Source organism: Sphingopyxis sp. (assembly GCF_034380315.1).
GTDB lineage: Bacteria > Pseudomonadota > Alphaproteobacteria > Sphingomonadales > Sphingomonadaceae > Sphingopyxis.
The window spans coordinates 241,743-256,580 of the sequence record NZ_JAXMPB010000002.1; the positions used below are offsets into that span (position 1 = coordinate 241,743).

A 14,838-nucleotide genomic window follows, 5' to 3' on the forward strand; every position below is an offset into this window, starting at 1 on the left:
ATGGCCTTTCATCCCTGCAAGCCAGCCTTTGGAAGCCCCCATGCCCAGCACGCCACGCACGCCCCGCTCGTCACGCCGCCGCCCCCGCCCATCCCGGTCATGCCGATGATCTGGCTCTGGCTGTCCGCCGCAGCGATGATCGCATCGGCACTGGTCCACGGCATCGCCGGGGCAAGGCGGATATTGCATCCCCTGCTGGCGCTCGACGGCGGCATCCTGGCCAATGAACTTGCCCGCAAAGTGCTTTGCTTCGCATGGTATGCCACCGCGGTGCTGATGCTGATGTCGGCGGCGACGGTCGCCTGGCCCGGAACGCCGCGGGGCCTTGTCCTGTTGATCGGTACGGGCTGGTTCGCCACCGGCATGGCGAACGCCGCCTATACACGGGGGCGGCACATCATCTGGCCGTTGCTGGCCGCATCGGGCATCTTTGCCCTGATCGGCGCCATCCTGTGACCGACGGGCTGCTCGACGCGCTGCAATATTATGGCGCGGCGGCGTCGACGATCGCCGCGCTCATCGTGTCGCTCAACCTTGGGCGGCGCTGGACCGGCTGGGCGTTTGTCGTCTTCGTGACGAGCAGCGCGGCCCTGATCGCCTGGGGCTTCGTCCAGTCCGACAGCGAAGGGATCGGTTGGCAGAACATCGCCCTGCTGGTCATCAACGCGATCGGCGTCTATCGCTATCTGATCGTCAAGGAGGCGCCCGCGGCCTCGACCGGCGGCAATGAATGACGGGCCGCAGCGCCCCACGGAGCGAGACATTATGGCAGGCAGATTTTTCGATGATTGGACCGTCGGCGACACTTTGACGCACGAAATCCGGCGGACGGTGACGGAAACCGACAATCTGCTGTTTTCGACGATGACCCACAATCCACAGCCGCTGCACATCGATCTGGAAGCCGCGAAGGCGTCGGAGTTCGGCCAGATCCTAGTCAACGGCACCTTCACCTTCAGCCTGATGGTCGGGCTGTCGGTCGGCGACACGACGCTGGGCACGCTGGTTGCCAATCTGGGCTATGACAAGCTGGTCATGCCGAAGCCCGTGTTCATCGGCGACACGCTGCACGCCGAAACCGAAGTGATCGGGACCAAAGAATCGAAGTCCCGGCCCAATGCCGGAATCGTGACCTTCCTTCACCGCTGCATCAACCAGCGCGGCGAAATCGTCTGCCAGTGCGAGCGGTCGGCGCTTATCAAGAAAAAGGATGCGTGATGCGGCTTCGTTCCCTCCTCTTCGTCCCCGGCGACCGCCCCGAACGCTTTGCGAAGGCCGCAGCGTCGGGAGCCGATGCCATCATCCTTGACCTCGAAGATTCGGTATCCCCGGCGAACAAGGATATCGCGCGCCGCCATATCGCCGATTATCTGGCGGGATCGCGCGAGGTGGTTACGCTGGTGCGCGTCAATCCGCTCGATGGCCGCATGACCGCCGCCGACATTGCCGCGATCATCGGCGCGCGGCCCGACGCCATCATGCTGCCCAAGGCAGAAGGGGCGCCCAGTATCGCGCAGCTCGATACGATCCTGCGCAGCGAGTCCGCCGCCGATGCGTCACTGCCGCCCATATTGCCCATCGCGACCGAAACCCCGGCGGCGATCTTTACCCTCGGCAGTTACCGCGAAGTACAGGGACGGCTGTTGGGACTGACCTGGGGAGCCGAAGACCTTCCCGCCGCGATCGGCGCCGTGACCAGCCGCGAAAGCGATGGAAGCTATACCGAGCCCTATCGCGTCGCACGGGCGCTGACATTGTTCGCCGCCCACGCCGCTGCGGCGCAAGCCATCGATACGGTGTACCCGGCGATCAAGGACGAAGCCGGGCTTGCCGCCTATGCCGCGCGGGCGCGGCGCGACGGTTTTACCGGCATGATGGCGATCCACCCGTCGCAGGTCGAGCCGATCAATGCCGCCTTCACCCCTGCCGCCGAAGAGGTCGTGCGGGCGCAGGCCATCGTCGATGCTTTCGCCGCAAATCCCGGCGCGGGCGTCCTGCAGGTCGATGGAAAAATGGTCGATGCCCCGCATCTGAAACAGGCGATGCACATCCTGTCGCTGGCCGACTGACCGGCGGCGCCCCGTGCCGCACGGCGCATGTCGGGCGGCCGTCCCCCACGCGGCCGCGCGCACCTTCACAATTATCGGAACGGTTATCGGAACGGTCGGCGGCGCTTCATCCAGGCCTTCCCCCGCCGCCAGCTTTTCTTGAGGCCGCGCTCGGCGAGGCTTTCGAACATCGCATCCGGGCTGGTCGGATCGAGCAGTTCATTGTCGGCGACGAATTCGTCAAATGGTCCCGGCGCGACGAGATCGAGCAGTTCCAGCGAGCGCCCCGATCCGCGCAGCGCTTCGATGGTCGCGATCAGCGAGCCATTGTCATCGAAGCGTGCGGCGACCTCCGCCGGATCGACACCCAGATGCTCCGCGATCAGCGATTCGCGCAGGCGCCGGATCGTGGGGAGTATTTCTGTGTTGGCCGGAAGCCCCGCATCGATCGTGACGTCGCACTCGCTGTCGAGGCCCATCGACCGATTGTTGAGGTTTGCCGACCCCACCCGGATCAGCCGGTCGTCGACGATCGCCGTCTTGGCATGGACATAGATGGGCGCTCCGCCCGCGGTGCGCGGATAATAAACCTTTAGCCGGTCGCCATGCCGCGCTTTCGATATCGCCCGCACCAGGCGCACCCGCGCCGCGTCCATCGCCACCTGTTCCAACCAGCCATCGGCGGTTCGCGGCATCACCATCACGAATTCGGGCGGATCGTCTTCTTCGAGCCGCGCGGCGATGGCGGCGGCGATCTTGCCGCAGGTGAAATACTGATTTTCGAAATAGATGAAGCGCCGCGCGGCCGCGATCATATCGAGATAGAGTTGCTCAATCTCCCGGACCTCGCCGCTATCGTCATATTCGGCGCGGGTCCGTGAAATGGCGACATCGACCCCTTCGAAATCGGCGGGCAAATCATCGGGCCAATTCTCCCCCCAGCCCGACAGTTCGCGAAGCGGTTTCCTGGTCGCGCGCTGCCAGCGTTCATTGCCCAGGTCGGCAAGCGCGTTGCCGACCGGCCCCGCGAGGATCATCGTCGAATCGTGCCAAGGCAGATACGGCTTTCCGTCGGGTGCAACGCGGTGCGGATCATCGTCGTGATGATCGCGCGTGTCCCAACGGCGCGCGCCGACGTCGATGCCGCCACACACCGCCAGATGGTCGTCGAACACCGCCACCTTCTGGTGATGGCTGCAACCCACCGGATGCGCGCCGTCGAGGCGGAAGCTAATCGCGCGTGTCGCCTTCCACCGCAAAATCATCGCCACGATACGCGGCACGAGCAGATGTTTCAGCCCGCCGAAGTTCCAGCGCAGAATATCGATATCGCGATCCGGTTCACGATGCGCGAGGCGAAGCAGGAAATGCCCGAGCGCCTCCCCCTTGCCCTGCCCGTCCGGCGTCAACGAGATGCGGGGGTCAAAATCCCATCCGATCAGCAGGATGCGCTCGCGGGCGCCTTCCATCAATCGTTTGAGCAGCGCAAAATAGTCGGCCGCATCGACGATCATGCGGGCCTTGTCCGCGCATTCGATGCGCCAACAATTGCGACCCTCGACGACAATCGGGGACAGATCGGTGAAAGGCGGGCCCGGCGCACTCATCGCCATCGCCACGCACGACGACGGCGATGGTTGCGCGGGCGTATCGTCAGGCGGCGAAAAACTGTTCGGGCGTCAGTGCCATCATCGCTTCGCTGCCGGTTTCGATCTTGCGGCGCAGCGCCCCGGCATCGGGCATGAAGCGTTCCGCAAAATAGCGAGCCGTGACGAGCTTTGCTTCGAGGAAAGCCTTGTTTCCGCGCCCTTCGTCCAGTGCTTTTTGCGCCGCCTCCGCCATCCGCAGCCACATCAGACCCAGTGCGACGATGCCCATCATGTGCATGTAATGATGGGCGCCGGCTCCGACATTGTTCGGGTTGGCCATGCCGTTCTGCATGAACCACATCGTCGCCGCTTTCAGTTCGCCATTGGCCTTTTCCAGTCGGCCGGCGAAATCACCGAGCGGACCATCCTTTGCCGCCGCGCATTCGCCGTCGACAACGCCGAAAAAGGCCTGGATCGCGCGGCCGCCGTTCTGGGCGAGCTTGCGCCCGACCAGATCCATGGCCTGCACCCCGTTGGCACCTTCATAGATCATCGTGATGCGGGCATCGCGAACATATTGGCTCATGCCCTGTTCCTCGATGTAACCATGACCGCCGAACACCTGCTGCGCGTTGGTGGCAACGTCATAGCCCTTGTCGGTGCCATAACCCTTGATCACCGGCGTCAGCAGGCTGACGAGATCGTCGGCCTGTTGGCGCTCCTCTTCGGTTTCGGCGAGATGCGCCAGATCGACCTGCAACGCGCCCCAGATGCACAGCGCCCGCAAACCTTCGACCGTCGCCTTGCCATCCATCAGCATTCGGCGCACGTCGGGGTGGACGAACAGCGGATCGGCCTTTTCCTGCGGGTTCTGCGGCCCGGTCAGGGCGCGTCCCTGTCGGCGGTCCTGCGCATATTGAACGGCATTCTGATAGGCGATGTCCGCCTGTCCCAGCCCCTGGATGCCGACGCCGAGCCGCGCCGCGTTCATCATGATGAACATGGCGGCCAGTCCCTTATTCTCCTCGCCGACCATCCAGCCCTTTGCCCCGTCATAGTTCATGACGCAGGTGGAATTGGCGTGGATGCCCATCTTGTGCTCGATCGAGCCGCAGCACAGCGTGTTCCGCTCTCCCAACGACCCATCGGGATTCACCAGATATTTGGGCACGATGAACAGCGAAATTCCCTTCACGCTGTCCGGCGCGTCGGGAGTCTTTGCCAGCACCAGATGGATGATATTGTCGGTCAGGTCATGTTCGCCCGACGAGATGAAAATCTTGGTCCCCGTGACGTCGTAGCTGCCGTCGCCATTGGGCACCGCGCGCGTGCGGATGAGGCCAAGGTCGGTGCCGCAATGCGGCTCGGTCAGGTTCATCGTCCCGCCCCATTCGCCCGAGATCATTCTGGGCGCATAGGTCGCCTTCTGCTCTTCCGACCCCTTGGCCAGGATCGCGGCGATCGCGCCCTGCGTCAGGCCGGGATACATGGCGAAGGCCTGGTTCGCGGCCATGCGAAACTCCTCGGCCGGAAAACCGACGACATGGGGCAAGCCCTGTCCGCCGAATTCCTCGGGCTGGGTCAGCAGCGTCCAGCCCGCCTCGCAATAGGCCTTATAAGCTTCCTTGAACCCGCTTGGCGTCGTGACCGACCCGTCGTCGTGGCGCGTGCAACCTTCGAGATCACCCGACTGGTTGATCGGGAACAGCACTTCTTCACAGAATTTGCCGGCCTCGTTCAGCACCGCTTCGATCATGTCGGGGCTGGCGTTGGCGAAGCCGGGAAGGTTCGAATAGCGTTCGATACCGAGAACATCGTTGATCAGGAACAGCGTATCTTGCACGGGCGCGCGATAAACGGGCATGAATTATCCTTCTGAAAATCTGTATTCAGCGAACAAGTCTTGCCTGGGGAGAGAATTGTAGAAAGGCTCAGCTGGCCTTTTTCTGCTTCTCGGCGGCGTCGACCATTTTCACCGTTTCGATGAACCGTGACAGCTCATCTACAGCACTGTCAATATCGTCGCGCTGACGGCGGAGCAAGGCAATGCGTTCCTCGCACTTTTCGATCGTCACCTGACGCTGCAGCTTGCGGCCGTCGCCCACGTCGTAAAGGTCGATCATCTCGCGAATGTCGGCGAGGCTGAAACCGGTGCGCTTGGCGCGCAATATCCAGGCCAGTCGCGCACGGTCGCGCTTTGAATAGATACGCGACAGCCCCTTGCGCGAGGGACTGATCAGCCCCTCATCCTCATAAAAGCGGAGCGCGCGCGCCGTCACACCGAACTCGGACGACAGGTCGGTGATACTGAACTGTTCGCGGCCCAGATGGTCGGGCGTGTCGATATGGGCGTGGCCGTATTCGTCGGTCATGGAAAAAGTCTAGTTTCCGTTGACGTGAACGTCAAGGCCGACCAGCGGGACGTCTCACACAGGCCCAGCCGCGCAAGGACGTGCCATATTGCCGCGTTGGTCGCGCATTCGCAAGTCCCTTGCATCGCCCTCCGACCAGCTGGCACGCGGCAGTTCCAGACCGGCCAGCGTGGCCCGCCCCGGACACAGCGCGGCGCATTGATCGGGCAGGCGTCCCGGCAGGCGCCATATGTCGTCGCTTTCGTCGGCGGTCAGAACGCAATCCTCCGCCGAGCCGAAACGCATGCGCCAACCGTCGCCGTCGCGCGACAGGCTTCCCGATGTGGCACAGCTGAGCCCCGGACCAAAGGCGGCCGTCAGCGAAAAGCGCCAGCGCCCTGCCCCGTCGGGCACGACGCACATCGCATCGCGCCCCAGATCGTGCCGGCGTTCGAACACCCCGGTCGGAACGGGGGTTTCGGACCGCACGATGCCACGTTCGCGCGCCGCCATTTCCAGCGGGTTCCCGGCGTCGATCGCGGCTTCGCCCGCATCCTGCGCTGTGCGGTCGCATCCGCCGAGCGCCCCGGCCAGCACCAGCGCCGCCAACATGGGCGACAGGCTAGCCTTGCGCATGATCGCCCAGGAAGGTCAGCCGTCCGTCGCTTTCCACGCGGCGATAAAAGCAGGATCGCCGCCCGGTGTGGCAGGCCGGGCCGGCGGGGCGCACCCGCAGCAACAGCGCATCCTGGTCGCAGTCGACCAGCATGTCCTCGACCACCAGTTCGTTGCCGGAGGTCTCGCCCTTGCGCCACAACTGACCGCGCGAGCGCGACCAGAAATGGGCCCGCCCCGTCGTTCGGGTATGCTCAATTGCCTCCGCATTCATATGCGCGACCATCAGCAAACGCCCATGATCGGCGTCGATGACGATTGCCGTCACCAACCCGGCGGCGTCGAAGCGGGGAAGGAAAAGCTCGGTCTCGTCACGTTTCTGGTCCATGAACCGGGCCATAGAACAGGAAATATGCACGAAGGAAGCCCCTGTCGTCCGGGACTTGCCATCCAAACGAGCGCTCGGGGCAAATTGGGGGGGCGACATTTGCGTTCGGCGCTCCTATATGCGCGGCAGTCCAGCCCCCCTGCTCCCGGAACGACATGCTGACGACCCATCCTTTCGACGACGACAAACTCCGCGAGGAGTGCGGCGTTTTTGGCATTCACGGCGCCGACGGCGCAGCAGCGGTGGCCGCGCTCGGCCTTCACGCGCTGCAGCATCGCGGCCAGGAAGCCTCTGGCATCACCGCCTTTGACGGCAAGGAATTCCACACCCACCGCGCGATGGGCCATGTCGCGGGCAATTTCGACCGCGACGACATCATGCGCCAGCTGGCTGGCGCGGCGGCGGTCGGCCATGTCCGCTATTCGACGACCGGCGAAACCGCGCTGCGCAACGTCCAGCCGCTGTTCGCCGACCTGGCCACCGGCGGTTTCGCCGTCGCGCACAACGGCAATATTTCGAACGCCACCGCGCTGCGCAAGATTTTGGTCCGCCGCGGTTCGATCTTTCAATCGACCAGCGACACCGAGGTCATCATCCACCTTGTCGCGACATCCAGCTATCGCACCCTGCTCGACCGCTTCATCGATGCGTTGAAACAGGTCGAGGGCGCCTATTCGCTGATCGTCCTTACCGCCGACGGCATGATCGGATGCCGCGACCCGCTGGGCATTCGCCCGCTGGTGATCGGCAAGCTGAACGATGCTCATATCTTTGCATCGGAAACGGTCGCGCTCGACGTCGTCGGCGCCGAGTTTGTCCGCTCGGTCGAGCCGGGCGAGCTCGTCATCGTTCGCGACGGCCAGCTGACCTCGCACCGCCCGTTCGCCGAGCGCCCGGCGCGGCCGTGCATTTTCGAATATGTCTATTTTTCGCGTCCCGATTCGATCGTCGACGGCACCAGCGTCTATTCGGTGCGCAAGGCGATCGGCGCCGAACTGGCCCGCGAGAATCCGGTCGATGCCGATCTGGTCATCCCGGTCCCCGATTCGGGCACGCCCGCGGCGATCGGTTATGCGCAGGAATCGGGCATCCCCTTTGAACTCGGGATCATCCGTTCGCACTATGTCGGGCGCACCTTCATCCAGCCCGGCGACAAGGTTCGCCACCTGGGCGTCAAGCTGAAGCATAATGCCAATCGCGCGCTGATCGCGGGCAAGCGGATCGTCCTGATCGACGATTCGATCGTTCGCGGCACGACCAGCCTTAAAATCGTGCAGATGATGCGCGATGCCGGCGCCGCCGAAGTGCATATGCGCATCGCCAGCCCGCCGACCCAGCACAGCTGTTTTTACGGCGTCGACACCCCCGAGCGCGCCAAGCTGCTCGCGGCGCAGATGACCGTCGGCCAGATGGCCAATTTCATCAACGCCGACAGCCTGTCCTTCCTGACCATCGACGGCCTGTACCGGGCGCTGGGCGAAGCAAAGCGCGACGACGACTGCCCACAATATTGCGACGCCTGTTTCACCGGCGACTATCCGACCACGCTGACCGATTTCGACGAGCATGGCATGGAAGACCAATTTTCGCTGCTGGCCGAACGGGTTGTCTGACACAATGAGCAACAATTCTGATGCACTGGCGGGCCAGGTCGCGCTCGTCACCGGGGCCAGCCGCGGAATCGGCGAGGCCATTGCCTATTCGCTGGCGGCGCGCGGCGCCCATGTCGTGATCACCGCCCGCACCCCCGGCGGGCTCGAAGAGCTTGAGGACCGCATCCACGCCGCGGGCGGCAGCGCGACGATCGCGCCGCTCGACCTGACCGACGGCGACAGCATCGCCCGGCTGGCAAGCGCCATGGCCGAACGCTGGCAGCATCTCGACATGCTGGTGCTCAACGCCGCCATGCTCGGCACGCTGACCCCGGTTGCCGCAATCGACGGCAAGGAATTCAACCGCCTGCTGACGCTGAACCTGATCGCCCAGCAGGCGCTGATCGCCAATTTCGACCCCTTGCTGCGCCGCGCGGCGCGCGGACGCCTGGTCGCCCTGACGAGCAGCGTCGCGCGCGAACCGCGCGCCTATTGGGGCGCCTATGGTGCATCGAAGGCCGCGCTCGAAGCGCTGGTGACAAGCTATGGCGCCGAAATGCGCAATATTTCGACCGTGCGCACCGCGATCCTCGATCCCGGCGGCACCCGCACCCAGATGCGCGCGCGCGCCTATCCCGGCGAAGATCCGCAAAGCATCAAGGATCCCGCAGCGGTCGGCGAGTTTGTCGGCCGCCTGATGGTCGACGGTTTTGACAGCACCGACTTCCACGCCCTGCCCAAGGTGATGGAAGAAGCTTAACGCCATCTTTGCTTTCCTGTGCTAGGCCACGCTCGACAAGCGTTTGCAAAGGCAGTGGAATGAGCAAGACTATCCTGCGACCGGCGATTGCCGCCGTGGTCGGAATCCTTCTCGCATTTGGACTGGTCTGGGTCGCTCAATATGCCGGCAACAACCTGTCCCCGATGGTCTTTGACCCCGATACCGGCGAAATATTGATCCCGCTGGGGTCGACCATTGCCTTGTTCATCGGCTGGTTCGTCGGCACCTTTGGCGGCGGATGGCTCGCCATGCGCATTTCCGGCGGCAGCGGTGCCGGCTGGATCGTCGCGGGCGCGGTCATCGGCGCCGCGCTTTACCGGGCCGTCACGCTGGCCGACAGCTGGTGGGTGATGGCGCTTGGCACGCTGATCCCGCTGGTGGCGATCTGGCTCGCCGAGCGGACCGTCTCGACAGCAACGACCGACTGAACGCTTCCCTTCGCTGCCTTCCACACAGGAACGAGGCGCCGACGATTAACGCCAGCGCCCCATGCCCCCGCGCGGAAGTCCGCCCTGCCGCTATTTCGCGGCAGCCTCCCTGTCGATCGCGGCCTGGACGCCCTTGTAAAAGACTTCGCGCGCCGCCCCGACCCCTTCGGGATCGGTCGCCGTCGGCCAGTTGCCGTTCGACGCGATGATAAGGCGCCGCTTGGGATCGATGAAAATCCCCTGCCCGAAAATCCCCTGCGCGGCGAAGCTGCCGTCGTCGTTGGTCCACCATTGATAGCCATAGCCGCGACCGGGAATATCGATTCCCGCCTGCTTGGTCGTCGCCGACGCGAGCCAGTCGTCGGGGAGAATCTTGACCCCGCCCGCGACGCCGCCATTCAGGATGAACTGGCCGAAGCGCGCATAATCCTTGAGGCTGGCCGACATGCAGCAGCCGCTGATCTCGTGCCCCGTAGCGCCGAGCATCCACACGGCGTCCTGCTCCATCCCGAACGGCTTCCAGACCTTTTCCGCCAGATATTGCGACAGGCTTTTGCCCGTCGCGCTCGAGACAAGCACCCCGATCAAATTGGTTTCGCCGGTCTTGTACACCCATTTCGATCCGGCGGGTGCCTCGCGCGGCAGCGTCTTCATATAGCTGACGGTGACATCCTCGCCCGCCACCGGCTTTTGCAGGTTGAACAGCGCGACATCCGATTTGGGATCGGTGTAATCCTCGTTCCAGCGGACGCCAGAGGTCATCGTCAGCAGCTGACGAACGCTGACGTCGTCATAAGCAGACCCCTTAAGCCCCGGAATATAGACCGTAACCTTGTCGTCGAGGCTCTTGATATAGCCATCCTTCACCGCAGCGCCGACGAGGGTGGAGGTAAAGCTTTTGGCGACCGAAAAACTGGTCCATCGGCCCGCCGCACCATAGCCAAGGGCATATTTTTCCAACCGGACCTTGCCGTCCTGAACGATGATCAGACCGGCGTTGCGCTGGGCCGCCATATAGGCATCGACGTCGACGCCCAGATCGATCGGCTTGCCTGCGGGCAGCGGATAGACGCTGTCGCCCGCTTCGATCGTGTTGACCACGACCTTGGGGACCGTTTCCATGGTACGAAAGGCAAGGTCGCGTTGATCCTGGGTCCAGAACAGCACATTCATATCCTTCGGCAAATTGTCGGTGGTCGGCTTTTCACTGGGTGCGCTGCACCCCGCCGTCGCCGCCAAAAGGAACGCGGCGACCAAAGTCAGTCTCATGCTTTTCTCCCCCATATCTATCGATGTGTCTTTTCCAACGTGACCTGGGCGACGTCGATGCCGCCCCCCCGAAAACCGCCTTCGCAATATTGAAGATAATAGCGCCACAGGCGAACGAACCGGTCGTCAAAGCCGGCGGGCAGATCGCCGCGCGCCACCGCCGCATCGAACCGTTCCCGCCATTGCAGCAGGGTATGCGCATAGTCCCCGCCAAAGCGGTGCTGATCGCGCCAGGCCAGCCCGCGCTCGTCGGCAAGCGCGCGAAAGCGGCTTTCCGAAATCAGACAACCGCCCGGAAAAATATAAGCCTGAATGAAGTCGCTGCTCGCCGCATAGCGTTCGAACAGGGCGTCGTTGATCGAAATATACTGGATCGCCGCCTTGCCGCCAGGCCGCAAAAGCCCCGCGATCGCATCAAGATAGGCGGGCCAATAAGCCTGGCCCACCGCCTCCACCATTTCCACGCTGGCGATCGCGTCATAGGGCCCCTTGACGTCACGATAGTCGCAAATCTCGATCCGCGACCGCCCCGACAGGTCGACGGCCTGAACGCGCGCCTCGGCAATCACCGCCTGTTCGGTCGACAGGGTGATGCCGGTGTAAAGTACATCGTGGCGCTCCACCGCCCGCTCGGCCAGCGCGCCCCAGCCGCATCCGATTTCAAGCAAGCGGCTGCCCGATCGCAGATCGAGCCGATCCAATATGGCATCGATCTTTTCCGCCTGCGCCTCCTCCAGCGTTTGCGCCGGATCGACGAACAGCGCGCTCGAATAATTCATTCCCGTATCGAGCCACAAGCCATAGAAATCATTGCCCAAACCATAATGGGCGTGAATGTTGCGCCGGGCTCCGCTGCGATTGTTGCGGTGAAGTCCGTGAACCAGCCTGTTGATCAGGCGCCAGGGGCCGTGCGCCCGTCCAGCCGACCCCAGTGCCTCGGCATTTCGCATGAACAGATCGAACAGCGGAACAGGGTCCGGCGATGTCCATTCGCCCTTGTCCCACGCCCGATACCAGCCCACCGATCCCGACAAGGCCAGCCGAACGAGCGCCGTCCAGCCGTTCAGATGCACGATCGCGGTCGGGCCGCGCCCACGCCCGCCCAGAATACGGACGCTGCCGTCGGGCAGATGGCCTTCGAGCGTGCCGTGACCCAGACCCGCGTCGATCCGGTCGAGCATCCGGTGGAACAACGCCGCCGGCGCCAGCCCGAGCAGGCGCGCGAGCCAGCCGCCCGTTCGAAAGACACGATCGGCCCGCAGAAGCGCCTTGCCGCGTTTGGAGCTGACATGCGTGTTCATAGCCATCTTCCTGCCCCAAAAGTGACTGGCTGACAATCAGTTGCCGTGCGCCTTCATGACGTCATGTGCAGCCAGCGCGCGCGCGCGCGCCTCGCGATGACCGATGATCTTGGCCGGATAGCCCGGCGGGCGCCGTCCGTGCGCCTCTGGATCGTGGATCGCGCTTTCCGGCAAATCTATCAATTCGGGAACCCATTGGCGAATATAGGCCGCAGCATCGAACTTTTCCGACTGGGTCAGGGGCGCCATGATGCGTACGAACATATTGCTGTCGACGCCGGTCCCGGCCACCCACTGCCAGTTTACGCCATTGTTCGCATAGTCGGCGTCGACCAGCGTGTCCCAGAACCATTGCTCGCCCCGCCGCCAGTCGATAAGCAGATGCTTGACCAGGAAGCTGGCGGCGATCATCCGGACCCGGTTGTGCATCCACCCTGTCGCCCAAAGCTGGCGCATCCCGGCATCGACGATCGGATAGCCGGTGCGCCCCCGCTGCCATGCCTGCAGATCGGCGGCGGCATCCGGGCCGGTACGCCACGGCATCCAATCAAAGGCGTCGCGCGCACTTCGCCCGCCATATTCTGGAAATTGAACAATAATATTCTGCGCATAGTCGCGCCATCCGACTTCGGACAGGAAGACGTCGACCGTCCCTCCCGCCCTGGCCGTGCGGTGCCAGATGGCCGCAGGAGAGATTTCGCCGAAATGGAGATGGGGCGACAGGCGCGAACTCCCCTCCTCCGACGGCAGGTTGCGGCGCTGGTCATAGGAAGCCGCCTCGTCGACAAAGGCATCGAGGCGCGCGTGCGCCCCCGCCTCCCCGGCTTTCCATTCCTTCGCGAAGCCGGTCGCCCAGTCGGGGTTCGTGGGTAGCAACGCCCAATCCGCCAGCCGGTCCGAAACCGGCCAGACATCCGGCGCCGCCAGATATTCGGGCGCCGGCACCGGCATTGGCGGGGGCATCCGTTCCATCAATGCCCGCCAAAAGGGGGTGTAGATTTTATACGGCGCCCCGCTTCCGGTCGTTACCGCCCCCGGCGGCGCCAGATAATTTCCATCGTGACAGACGAGATCGAGCCGCTTGGCCACCGCGCGTTCGGCGTTGCGCCACCAGGGTTCGTAATGACGCAGGCAATATACCCGCGACGCGCCGGCCTCTTCGGCAATCGCGGCGAGTTGCTCGTCACATTTTCCGCGGCGCAGGATCAGGCGCGCGCCCTTTTCGCGCAGCGCGCAATCGAGGCGGTCCAGGCTGTGATGCAGCCACCAGCGCGACGCGGCGCCCATGGCGCGATGCCGCGGCGTCTCGTCATCGAGGATGAAGACCGGTATGACCGGCCCCGCCGCCGCCGCTGCCGCGAATGCCGCCTGATCCGACAGGCGCAGATCGCGGCGCAGCCAGACGATCGCGGGCGCCGTCATAGCGGATGGGTCGCCGTATCGGGTGCGGTCAGCCGGACCTGAAAACGCTCCTGGGCAAGCGGGTGCATGAAGCGTTGATCGCGCAGCAGGATCGCATCCGTCCCATCGGGCTGCGCGACGGGCATCCGCGCCCAGAACAGAAAGGCGCGCGCCGCCGGATCACCCTTTACCCATGTCGCAAGGCGCGGATCCGCCATCCCCGTCGCGGCGCCGGAAATGTCGAGATGGCCGCCGACGCCGGGGGTGAAACTGCCGCTGCCATAACGATCGCCCGCGCGCCAGAAGACGTCACGCCGCCAAAAGGCAAGCGGAGGCGGACTGGCCACAGCGAGGACATCGCCCGCACCCGCCGCCCGCAAAGCCTGTGTCGTGGTCCGCTCGGCCGCACCGGTGATCAGGCCGTTCGCGAAGATATAGGCACAGACCGCCGCGAACCCGGCCCAGGCGGGCCGCGTCCATTGCGCCGCATTCGCACGCTCGCGCCGGAGCGAAAACCAGATGGACAGACCAAGTGCGATCCACACCCACAGATCGATGATGAACAGCGTGTCGCCATAGAACCAGCGCGAGGAAAAGGGTTCGAGCAGGCGGATGCCGTAATTGTTGAGCCAGTCGAGCGCCGGATGGCTGAGGCAGCCGATATAGGCGAGCGCGAGCAGCCACCCCTTGTGCAGCGGCGCCCGCCCCTTCGGCCGCTTGCCGCGGCGCGCCTGCCAGCGGTCAAAACCGATCATCAGCGCCCACAGCAGCAAGGGCAGCAAGAGAAGCGCGATCGGACCATGGGTGATACCGCGCCGCATCGACAGCGACTCGATGCCATAGATGGCGCAGCCCGCATCGATATCGGGCAGATTCGCCGCGATGATCAGCGTCGGCATCGCAAGGCCGGTTTTCTTCTTGAGGCCCATTTGCCCCAGCAAAGCGCCGACAAGGCTGTGAGTCAGATTATCCATATCAGCCTCTTACCGACTGATTTGGATGGCACAAAGGCGGAAAGCGGACCGGTACGACGGGCACGGCGCGGGAGAGCGGGGCGGACGACTCGCCGCCCGCC

Annotated in this window: 16 protein-coding genes; 7 read left to right on the forward strand and 9 right to left on the reverse strand. The window is 64.1% G+C overall.

Features of this window, described 5'->3' with window-relative positions; all coding sequences use genetic code 11:
- Genes U0S50_RS04215 through U0S50_RS04230 form a run of 4 tightly spaced genes read left to right on the forward strand, consistent with a single transcriptional unit; the run spans window position 1 to window position 2,069 of the window.
- The gene (locus U0S50_RS04215; protein ID WP_322307509.1) at window positions 1-456 is read left to right on the forward strand and encodes a hypothetical protein; all 456 of its coding nucleotides are present in this window, start codon (window positions 1-3) and stop codon (window positions 454-456) included.
- On the forward strand, window positions 453-734 hold the full coding sequence (locus U0S50_RS04220; protein ID WP_322307510.1) for a hypothetical protein: 282 nt from the start codon (window positions 453-455) through the stop codon (window positions 732-734). Before U0S50_RS04215 ends, U0S50_RS04220 begins: the two co-directional genes overlap by 4 nt.
- 31 nt (window positions 735-765) lie before the next feature.
- Window positions 766-1,218 (forward strand): MaoC family dehydratase, encoded by a 453-nt coding sequence (locus U0S50_RS04225; protein WP_322307511.1) that lies wholly within the window; start codon window positions 766-768, stop codon window positions 1,216-1,218.
- Window positions 1,218-2,069: a CoA ester lyase gene (locus U0S50_RS04230; protein ID WP_322307512.1), complete on the forward strand. Its 852-nt coding sequence runs from the start codon at window positions 1,218-1,220 to the stop codon at window positions 2,067-2,069. The genes U0S50_RS04225 and U0S50_RS04230 overlap by 1 nt, the downstream gene beginning before the upstream one ends.
- A gap of 83 nt (window positions 2,070-2,152) precedes the next feature.
- Here the strand turns inward: U0S50_RS04230 and U0S50_RS04235 are convergent, their stop codons facing one another.
- The 5 genes from U0S50_RS04235 to hisI all read right to left on the reverse strand — a co-directional run bounded on the left by U0S50_RS04235 (window position 2,153) and on the right by hisI (window position 6,991).
- Window positions 2,153-3,655: a phospholipase D-like domain-containing protein gene (locus tag U0S50_RS04235; protein ID WP_322307513.1), complete on the reverse strand. Its 1,503-nt coding sequence runs from the start codon at window positions 3,653-3,655 to the stop codon at window positions 2,153-2,155.
- Between the two features lie 46 nt (window positions 3,656-3,701).
- Window positions 3,702-5,501 carry an acyl-CoA dehydrogenase C-terminal domain-containing protein gene (locus tag U0S50_RS04240; protein WP_322307514.1) on the reverse strand — a complete coding sequence of 600 codons (1,800 nt, stop codon included), beginning with the start codon at window positions 5,499-5,501 and terminating at the stop codon, window positions 3,702-3,704.
- A gap of 67 nt (window positions 5,502-5,568) precedes the next feature.
- Complete coding sequence (locus U0S50_RS04245; protein WP_322307515.1) at window positions 5,569-6,009, reverse strand: MerR family DNA-binding transcriptional regulator; 441 nt, start codon at window positions 6,007-6,009, stop codon at window positions 5,569-5,571.
- Between the two features lie 54 nt (window positions 6,010-6,063).
- Entirely contained in the window at window positions 6,064-6,624 is a 561-nt protein-coding gene (locus U0S50_RS04250) for a hypothetical protein (RefSeq protein WP_322307516.1), read from the reverse strand.
- The gene (gene hisI / locus U0S50_RS04255; RefSeq protein WP_322307517.1) at window positions 6,611-6,991 is read right to left on the reverse strand and encodes a phosphoribosyl-AMP cyclohydrolase; all 381 of its coding nucleotides are present in this window, start codon (window positions 6,989-6,991) and stop codon (window positions 6,611-6,613) included. Before hisI ends, U0S50_RS04250 begins: the two co-directional genes overlap by 14 nt.
- Window positions 6,992-7,146: 155 nt before the next feature.
- On the opposite strand from hisI, the gene purF reads away from it, so the two are divergent.
- Genes purF through U0S50_RS04270 form a run of 3 tightly spaced genes read left to right on the forward strand, consistent with a single transcriptional unit; the run spans window position 7,147 to window position 9,792 of the window.
- Window positions 7,147-8,604: an amidophosphoribosyltransferase gene (purF, locus tag U0S50_RS04260; RefSeq protein ID WP_322307518.1), complete on the forward strand. Its 1,458-nt coding sequence runs from the start codon at window positions 7,147-7,149 to the stop codon at window positions 8,602-8,604.
- A gap of 4 nt (window positions 8,605-8,608) precedes the next feature.
- Window positions 8,609-9,343 (forward strand): SDR family NAD(P)-dependent oxidoreductase, encoded by a 735-nt coding sequence (locus tag U0S50_RS04265; protein ID WP_322307519.1) that lies wholly within the window; start codon window positions 8,609-8,611, stop codon window positions 9,341-9,343.
- Between the two features lie 59 nt (window positions 9,344-9,402).
- Window positions 9,403-9,792 carry a hypothetical protein gene (locus U0S50_RS04270; RefSeq protein WP_322307520.1) on the forward strand — a complete coding sequence of 130 codons (390 nt, stop codon included), beginning with the start codon at window positions 9,403-9,405 and terminating at the stop codon, window positions 9,790-9,792.
- Window positions 9,793-9,882: 90 nt separating this feature from the next.
- Here U0S50_RS04270 and U0S50_RS04275 read toward each other — a convergent pair whose 3' ends face one another.
- From U0S50_RS04275 to U0S50_RS04290, 4 genes are read right to left on the reverse strand one after another with little or no spacing between them, the layout of a single operon-like run.
- Window positions 9,883-11,061, reverse strand: coding sequence for a serine hydrolase domain-containing protein (locus tag U0S50_RS04275; protein ID WP_322307521.1), 1,179 nt, complete (start codon window positions 11,059-11,061; stop codon window positions 9,883-9,885).
- 17 nt (window positions 11,062-11,078) lie between these two features.
- Window positions 11,079-12,362: a cyclopropane-fatty-acyl-phospholipid synthase family protein gene (locus U0S50_RS04280; protein WP_322307522.1), complete on the reverse strand. Its 1,284-nt coding sequence runs from the start codon at window positions 12,360-12,362 to the stop codon at window positions 11,079-11,081.
- A 36-nt stretch (window positions 12,363-12,398) separates the two neighbouring features.
- On the reverse strand, window positions 12,399-13,784 hold the full coding sequence (locus tag U0S50_RS04285) for a deoxyribodipyrimidine photo-lyase (RefSeq protein WP_322307523.1): 1,386 nt from the start codon (window positions 13,782-13,784) through the stop codon (window positions 12,399-12,401).
- Window positions 13,781-14,737, reverse strand: a complete 957-nt coding sequence (locus U0S50_RS04290; protein WP_322307524.1) for a metal-dependent hydrolase — start codon at window positions 14,735-14,737, stop codon at window positions 13,781-13,783. The genes U0S50_RS04285 and U0S50_RS04290 overlap by 4 nt, the downstream gene beginning before the upstream one ends.
- Window positions 14,738-14,838: the final 101 nt, after the last annotated feature.

What these genes read in the sequence shown, in the direction of transcription:
- U0S50_RS04215 (WP_322307509.1), top strand. Translation starts at nt 1, where the DNA reads ATGGCCTTTCATCCCTGCAAGCCAGCCTTTGGAAGCCCCCATGCCCAG.
- U0S50_RS04225 (WP_322307511.1), top strand. Translation starts at nt 766, where the DNA reads ATGGCAGGCAGATTTTTCGATGATTGGACCGTCGGCGACACTTTGACG.
- U0S50_RS04230 (WP_322307512.1), top strand. Translation starts at nt 1,218, where the DNA reads ATGCGGCTTCGTTCCCTCCTCTTCGTCCCCGGCGACCGCCCCGAACGC.
- U0S50_RS04235 (WP_322307513.1), bottom strand. Translation starts at nt 3,655, where the DNA reads ATGAGTGCGCCGGGCCCGCCTTTCACCGATCTGTCCCCGATTGTCGTC.
- U0S50_RS04240 (WP_322307514.1), bottom strand. Translation starts at nt 5,501, where the DNA reads ATGCCCGTTTATCGCGCGCCCGTGCAAGATACGCTGTTCCTGATCAAC.
- U0S50_RS04245 (WP_322307515.1), bottom strand. Translation starts at nt 6,009, where the DNA reads ATGACCGACGAATACGGCCACGCCCATATCGACACGCCCGACCATCTG.
- U0S50_RS04250 (WP_322307516.1), bottom strand. Translation starts at nt 6,624, where the DNA reads ATGCGCAAGGCTAGCCTGTCGCCCATGTTGGCGGCGCTGGTGCTGGCC.
- hisI (WP_322307517.1), bottom strand. Translation starts at nt 6,991, where the DNA reads ATGGACCAGAAACGTGACGAGACCGAGCTTTTCCTTCCCCGCTTCGAC.
- purF (WP_322307518.1), top strand. Translation starts at nt 7,147, where the DNA reads ATGCTGACGACCCATCCTTTCGACGACGACAAACTCCGCGAGGAGTGC.
- U0S50_RS04265 (WP_322307519.1), top strand. Translation starts at nt 8,609, where the DNA reads ATGAGCAACAATTCTGATGCACTGGCGGGCCAGGTCGCGCTCGTCACC.
- U0S50_RS04270 (WP_322307520.1), top strand. Translation starts at nt 9,403, where the DNA reads ATGAGCAAGACTATCCTGCGACCGGCGATTGCCGCCGTGGTCGGAATC.
- U0S50_RS04275 (WP_322307521.1), bottom strand. Translation starts at nt 11,061, where the DNA reads ATGAGACTGACTTTGGTCGCCGCGTTCCTTTTGGCGGCGACGGCGGGG.
- U0S50_RS04280 (WP_322307522.1), bottom strand. Translation starts at nt 12,362, where the DNA reads ATGAACACGCATGTCAGCTCCAAACGCGGCAAGGCGCTTCTGCGGGCC.
- U0S50_RS04285 (WP_322307523.1), bottom strand. Translation starts at nt 13,784, where the DNA reads ATGACGGCGCCCGCGATCGTCTGGCTGCGCCGCGATCTGCGCCTGTCG.
- U0S50_RS04290 (WP_322307524.1), bottom strand. Translation starts at nt 14,737, where the DNA reads ATGGATAATCTGACTCACAGCCTTGTCGGCGCTTTGCTGGGGCAAATG.